The sequence below is a fragment of the Acetobacter okinawensis JCM 25146 genome, assembly GCF_000613865.1.
Taxonomy (GTDB): domain Bacteria; phylum Pseudomonadota; class Alphaproteobacteria; order Acetobacterales; family Acetobacteraceae; genus Acetobacter; species Acetobacter okinawensis.
On the sequence record NZ_BAJU01000033.1, the window covers coordinates 21,180 to 27,439 of the forward strand.

Below are 6,260 nucleotides of genomic sequence, written 5' to 3' on the forward strand. Positions count from 1 at the left end.
TGTCGCTTGGGAGTTGAGGCTTATGGGTCGTCTTTTAAAATTTTGCATTCTTGTATCGTTCCTTTGCACTACGGAGACGAGCGCGCACGCTGGTGATCTATCAAATGCTGCCAGTAAATTATTGGCTGCTGAAATGCATTTTGATCCTAAAGCAATGGAGACCGAAATGTGTCGTGAATACTTGGAGGTGTCGCCAGTGGGAGATTTAGACGATAGACAGCGTGTGTTGTCATTTTACGACCCCAAGAACAAAGTTGAAGTCACTTTGGCATCATCGATTGTCGACCAAGGGTATATAGGGAGCAATCCCTTTTTGGTAGAAAAGCTACATTATTCATTTTCTATGGTTACCAAAAAAAGGGATTCAGTTCTCATTGGAAGCTTCTATGGAAAGGATGATGGTGAGGGCGTAAAAATTTGTCGTGCGCAATATACAGTGTTTCATCCTCATCACTGAATGAAATGCTCAGTGCCTTTAAAGCCGTGTGCTCAAAGGTAGGGAGTAGAAAAATAAATGAACCCATATTTTAATCTGAAGACACGACATTCAGAAGTGCCAAGGCGAGTTTATGCTCGTCTTGATAATGTAGAGTCCTTAGGGGGAGCTGATACTGTTCTATTTTCTTATGAGGCGGTAAATGCTGACTGGGAAGGGTTTGAAGGCGACGGACTTTTTCCGCTTGATCTTGGGGCCGGTGTCATTAGCCGGCGTCGGCGAGGTTCCAATGCCGACCAGAACGATCCTAAGTTTCGGCGTATTTTATGGAAGCATTATGATAGATTTCCATTTTACGGTGTTGAAATTACGGCTTGGGGACAAGAGATTAGGTTTCTACTAGACTTAGGTTATAGTTGGCTAGAAATGCTTTTAGAGCCTACCGACGAGAAAGACGCACAGATTCAAGTCTATTCGGGTCTATTCGCAAAACCAGCAGCGGCAAAATTCATCTGGCCGCCGCGACGAAGCAAGCATTCGAGAGCATTGGCGGCCACCTTCAATATGAGCGCGCATCCCAATGCTAGGCCTGCCCAGATACAAAAGGTCTTTAAAGGGCGTGTTGGACCAGAATCCCTTGGTATCTGTGATGTCGGGCAGGGAAATGCAAATGTAGTGTTGGATGGTAATGGTCAGCCTCTTTTCTATTTCGACTTAGGGTGCGGGGTGAAAGGCAATGCTCCTACCACCCCAAAACCTTTATCATTCTGTTTGTGTGGCGATCCACCAATCATTTTATCACATTGGGATGCCGATCATTGGGCAGGTGCTGTAATTGATCCGCGAGCGTTACATAGAACATGGATTGCACCACGGCAAAGACTTAGCGGGCCGCACCAAGTCGCGCTGGGGGCTAATATCCTTAGTCATGGAGGTAGATTGCTATTGGTCCCCACCCCTACCGTACCGCGAGCGCCACTCTCAATCTCTCTCGGATCGACCAGTGTGTTGTACCTTCAAAGAGCGACCGGCAAGGACAAGAATGGATCAGGTCTGGTGTTAACGGTTGCACAAAAACGGCTCGACCGCGCATGGCTTCTAACGGGCGATGCCGACTATGCTTATATCCACACAATGCCCCACTCCTCACTCGCCGGCCTCGTAGTCCCGCATCATGGGGCCGACATGAAGTCAGCCACGCCGGCACCAGCTCCCCCTAAAATGAAAAATAAACCAGACTATTGCCGGCTAGCTTATTCTTTCGGCCCAGGAAATAAAAATGGTAGAACTTCGATTTCCCATCCAACGACATCGGCTGTAACTCGTCACAATACAGTTGGCTGGGATCATGGTAATTGGGTCAAGACAGGTAATACGCCGGGAACGGTGTTAGCAGGAGGCGATGTACGGGCGACCGCTTCCAACCCGAGTCCGCATTTGAATGGTATTATCGTCGGATGGAATAAGCCTCCCTCACCACGGGCAATTTGTCCGAAATGCAAGATACCAATGAAATTGGTCCAAACATGATATAGGAGTGCAGTATTTAAGACGCATAGTGTAGGGCCTGTTAGTACTTGAAATTTTTCCTACATTTTTTGGAAGGAAAAAGAAGACAAAATAGGTACGTTTGCAGACACAACATGGGCAATCTGCAAATTACTGATTGAAGCTGTTCGCCCTCATAGCAAGACACCACCGCATGATTTACGGCACACGATGTCGGTAATTTTCTGGCGCATGAGAGTGGCGCGAAATCGCAGAGTAGCCCCGCGGAGCCAGAGCCGTGGCGGCGCGCAGCGTTCCATCCGTTGGACGAAGCTGGGCATTTGGACATGCCTGTTCCAGATGGTTCAGGAACAACATGGGCTTGCTTTTGGCACGACTTTTCTGAATGGCACGAATATCGAGGATCATCACAAGGCGGCGAGAGCCCCAAAAATGGCTTCTTTCCAGGAGCGAGACCATCGTAAAGCGCGTGGTCGCTCTCGCCACGGCCATGGCACGAAAATCTGCATGATCGCAGAAGGACATGGAAAGGCTATCGGTTTTGCTCTGGTATCAAGCTAGGCTCATTAATGACCATTGGCACCGGCCATACTTGATGATCTTCCCAGTATTCCCTTGTGGGTCGTGCGGACAAGGACTATGCGGCGGATGCCTTTGGTGACCACATATGGAACATGGGAGCCCGACCGCCCATTCCAGCGAAACGACGTGATGGGCTGGTCGCCTGCCCAAAATGGGCCTATCGGCATCTTGTCGAGAATTTCTGGGATCCCCTTAAGGAGAGGCGTGCTTTCACAACCCGATACGAGAAAACAGCGGTCTCGTTCTTCGCGGTTATCCATATCGCCGTGGCAGCAAACTGGATCAAGACCTAACAGGCCCTAGCTTGAGCGCCATGAGATCGTTTCCCCAGCAAAAGGCATGGGCAGATCGTTCCCCACAACTTGATCTCGATCGATCTCGTTGACCGGCGGCTTACCGAGAATCCGACCTACTACCTGTCCGTAAACCTCAAGGCGGCCGCTATTCTGTATATCTCTGCAAACTTGTCCATGAACGACCGCGATACCTCCTGCCTCCACGATGAGCCCGCCTGCAAGCTGACCATGCGCTACCAGTTTTCCCCCAGCGCGGACATAAGTGGTGCCAGTGACCTGGACACGGGTTGCTTGCTCGCCATTTATAATTAAATCACCAATATGCTGCATGGTCTTGCTCCATCATATTCCACTAGGACCTTAGCAAACCCGATGCTTCTGCGCACACATAGTCTACTGGATTTTTATAGCAGCATAAAGATGACATCAACCGACGTTGACGAATTATAGAATTTCGGCATTCTAGCCTTATCAGTCGGCTAAATATTTGCTCAAAATATTTCAATTTCCAAGAAAACAGCTCATATCGACCGATCGAAGCCATAGATTGTTACTGTTCGAGTGGGCCGGTCTTGCCATCAGCCTCGTGCCATGCTATGCGGAAAAAACGGTGTGATCGAAGCCGAACTGGCGCCACGTTTAAGCCAAACCCACGGGGTACGATCCGCATAGCTGAGACGACGCTTCTTCAAGCCGTCCATGGTCCGCGCTCTTCCTAGTGGCAAGTCGAGGTTTTTCGTCAAGAATGCCAGTGGACTAATGACGGCGCAGGAATAGCGTTATGTCACGATTTAATCTTAAATTCATGAGCTTCGCCATCAAAAAGGCGAAGGAAATTAAGGCGGTCGTTGAAGACCGTCCACTAACCGCTTGCCAGCGAGCATATGCGGTCATGATCGGATACTCGGACTGGAACGAGTTGAAGGTCGTCACATCGAAGCATCTTCCCCCATCGCAGCTGGACGAGGATATCGACACCATTGAGCAGGGTCGGCGTGAGAACTATCAAACCGACCGCCTGGTTGCTCTCTGGAACATACCAGCGGAGGAGGCCTTAACTTTGATCCGAAAGATTCGTCCAACTGCGTCAGTGGCCGCTAGCGGTCACAATGACCATGCCAAGACCCCTGATAGCCGAGTTCTAAGCGACAAAGATAGACAGGATGAAAGCGCGGGTTCCATTATGGATGAAATCTACGCTGCCATCAGAGAGCCAATCATTATTAAAGAAAAAGTGAGGCTACTCGCTGAAGCAGAAAAGATGCCCACCCGTACCGATGAAGAGCGTCTATTCAAGGCTATTTTTGTGAATATGGCCGATAAAAAGATAGATGTCATGAAGCACGGTGTCGGCTCTGAGGATTATGCTCGCCGCCTTAACGAAATCATCCGTGACTTCTTGGGTAATTGCGATGATATCAAAAATCCACAAAAGGAATGGATGGAGTTTCGTGATATGACGTTCGATTTAAGTAGAGCGGGTCGGAGCACAGATGTACATATCTGCCACGAGGCTATGGATGTCCTTAGTAAAGCTTTTAGAAGTGAACTTGGAGTCGAATTTAAGGAGGAGAGCCCAGAAGAATGGGTAATCCGACGCCTCCTGAATGGATCAAGGTGATTACTAAGTCAAATCGAAAAGTAGATATGGCTAAATTGAAAATTTTTTTCTGAATCAATGAGCTTAGTCTTAGTTTATCGAAACGTCGATGCATCAGACCTAAAGTTTTGGCAGAGGAGCCTCGTAATGTCTATTCCTGGAGCATGGAATCGATCTGGTAACACCAACCGCATTTTCGAGATGTGGGAAAACGGTGAAGGAATGGGGTTTAACCAGATTGTTGGCGTATTTCGTGATGAGGGCATGCTCATCACTGTGGCCTATGTCCGCGAAGTCATCAGAAATGATAATATCATGACCAAGAAGGCACTTCCCAAAAAAAAGGTGGCTAAAGCCAAACGTGATCATAAAAGTCAACAAGACCGAAGCTTTAATGATGGAATAATATCTTTTTCTGGCTAGCTTAGAGAAGCAGCTTTAGGCTTTTGAACTTTACCGGAAAAATAAAAAAACCGGTCGCTGGCATTGCAGTGCTGGCGACCTATTATACAAACTAGCAGGCTAGTTCAGTGTACTAGATCTATTTGTAATAACGCTGATTGAGCAATTTTTAACAGATGTTGATATCGGTGTCGTCGAAGTTGCTCAGGCGCCAATATGGCTGCTTTCTCATATATCCTGTCCGATAGCGGACTGTCGGTTCACCCCCCTTAATATGCCTGTCCGCTCAGTGATGCAGGAGCAGACAGGCGGCAGTCGCTTCCTTGTTGGACGTCAGGGCTCGGCACGATCTTTCCTCTAAGCAGACGTATCTCATTTCCGATGCCGTTTAGCCGGCGGTGCGCCATGGTGCCGGCCTTCGACCCGACCTTGCCGTAACTGCCCGCGCGAGACACCGAAAGTAGACATCTTCCGTAATGCTAACGTGGTGCCGGGTTGGATTCAGGGGCGTTGGTCTGCAGGTGTCAAGATAGGCGAACGGCGGCTCCAGCCCGGTAGACTAGCGCTCTCAGTGGTACCAAGCGGCGCCTGTGTAGAAGAAGCGGCCGAGGCCTACGGTGAAGATCAGGCAACCATAGAGACTATGTTCCAGGCAAATCAGGCGCAGCGACCGGTAACGTGCGTAGTTGCGGGCGAAGAGCAGGCCGCCGACGGTGGTCATGCCTATTGCGATCCAGTTCAGGAAGATCACATGGGCGAAGCCAAAAGCGAGTGCGCTTGCGATGATGATGCCTGTGTCGCTGCGGAACAGCGAGCGATATCAGGCAAACAGGAATGCGCGGTAGCCCAACGAAGCGGGCGCGCGCATCCGACGCCCGGACGGTCTTTTCCGTCAGCATGCGGCGGATAACATGGGGTTCGCGGTTATGGTTCTGAAATACGATCTCCCAGACCTGTTCCTGCCGCGCGTGGTCGTCGCTGATGGAAAAGGCCATCAACTGTTCCAGTCGCATGCCATCCTGCTCGTAGACCTCAAGCAGCTTGTCGGACACGGTCATCAGCCGCAGGCGCTGTTTGACAACAGCGGGTGCGACAAAGAACGCGGCGGCAATTTCATCTTCGGACATGCCCTTTTCCAGCATATCGCGGAAAGCCCGGAACTGATCCAGCGGGTGCAGGGCCAGCCGCTGGACATTCTCGGCCAGAGAGTCATCCTCGGCAAGAATGGCCGATCCGGCTTCGCGCACCACGCAGGGCACGGGGGCGGTCTTCGCCAGTTTCTTCTGCTTCACCAGCAGTTCGAGGGCACGGAAGCGCCTTCCGCCAGCAGGGACTTCGTAAGTGCTGGTCTCGGCCCCTTCGCCATCAAGGACGGGACGGACGTTCAGGCTCTGGAGCAGCCCGCGGCGCTCGATGTCGCGAGCCAGTTCCTCGA

8 protein-coding genes and 1 pseudogene are annotated in these 6,260 nt (G+C 50.5%); 6 read left to right on the plus strand and 3 right to left on the minus strand.

From position 1 onward, the window contains the following. The first annotated feature begins 22 nt into the window (after window positions 1–22). Window positions 23–457 (plus strand): hypothetical protein, encoded by a 435-nt coding sequence (locus JCM25146_RS22140; protein WP_148299075.1) that lies wholly within the window; start codon window positions 23–25, stop codon window positions 455–457. 57 nt (window positions 458–514) lie between these two features. Beyond that, complete coding sequence (locus JCM25146_RS22145) at window positions 515–1,966, plus strand: ComEC/Rec2 family competence protein (protein WP_148299076.1); 1,452 nt, start codon at window positions 515–517, stop codon at window positions 1,964–1,966. A 177-nt stretch (window positions 1,967–2,143) separates the two neighbouring features. On the opposite strand, the gene JCM25146_RS22965 is transcribed toward JCM25146_RS22145, so the two are convergent. After that, window positions 2,144–2,470, minus strand: a complete 327-nt coding sequence (locus JCM25146_RS22965; RefSeq protein ID WP_025828188.1) for a hypothetical protein — start codon at window positions 2,468–2,470, stop codon at window positions 2,144–2,146. A 92-nt stretch (window positions 2,471–2,562) separates the two neighbouring features. Here JCM25146_RS22965 and JCM25146_RS24990 point away from each other — a divergent pair, with 92 nt between their 5' ends. From JCM25146_RS24990 to JCM25146_RS11915, 4 genes are all read left to right on the plus strand, one after another. After that, entirely contained in the window at window positions 2,563–2,820 is a 258-nt protein-coding gene (locus JCM25146_RS24990; RefSeq protein WP_199897743.1) for a transposase, read from the plus strand. A gap of 69 nt (window positions 2,821–2,889) precedes the next feature. Beyond that, window positions 2,890–3,135 carry a hypothetical protein gene (locus tag JCM25146_RS22515; protein ID WP_025828190.1) on the plus strand — a complete coding sequence of 82 codons (246 nt, stop codon included), beginning with the start codon at window positions 2,890–2,892 and terminating at the stop codon, window positions 3,133–3,135. Between the two features lie 469 nt (window positions 3,136–3,604). Beyond that, a complete protein-coding gene (locus JCM25146_RS11910) occupies window positions 3,605–4,444 on the plus strand; it encodes a hypothetical protein (RefSeq protein ID WP_025828192.1) in 840 nt (279 codons plus the stop codon). A 126-nt stretch (window positions 4,445–4,570) separates the two neighbouring features. After that, the gene (locus JCM25146_RS11915) at window positions 4,571–4,846 is read left to right on the plus strand and encodes a hypothetical protein (protein ID WP_025828194.1); all 276 of its coding nucleotides are present in this window, start codon (window positions 4,571–4,573) and stop codon (window positions 4,844–4,846) included. A gap of 547 nt (window positions 4,847–5,393) precedes the next feature. Here the strand turns inward: JCM25146_RS11915 and JCM25146_RS24020 are convergent. Next, window positions 5,394–5,576, minus strand: a complete 183-nt coding sequence (locus tag JCM25146_RS24020; protein ID WP_242401097.1) for a hypothetical protein — start codon at window positions 5,574–5,576, stop codon at window positions 5,394–5,396. Between the two features lie 91 nt (window positions 5,577–5,667). After that, window positions 5,668–6,260, minus strand: a pseudogene (locus JCM25146_RS11920) (ParB/RepB/Spo0J family partition protein); the annotation flags it as partial.

Bases quoted from the DNA above. Each gene is read 5' to 3' on its own strand.
- JCM25146_RS22140 (WP_148299075.1), top strand. From the start codon at position 23: ATGGGTCGTCTTTTAAAATTTTGCATTCTTGTATCGTTCCTTTGCACT.
- JCM25146_RS22145 (WP_148299076.1), top strand. From the start codon at position 515: ATGAACCCATATTTTAATCTGAAGACACGACATTCAGAAGTGCCAAGG.
- JCM25146_RS22965 (WP_025828188.1), bottom strand. From the start codon at position 2,470: ATGTCCTTCTGCGATCATGCAGATTTTCGTGCCATGGCCGTGGCGAGA.
- JCM25146_RS11910 (WP_025828192.1), top strand. From the start codon at position 3,605: ATGTCACGATTTAATCTTAAATTCATGAGCTTCGCCATCAAAAAGGCG.
- JCM25146_RS11915 (WP_025828194.1), top strand. From the start codon at position 4,571: ATGTCTATTCCTGGAGCATGGAATCGATCTGGTAACACCAACCGCATT.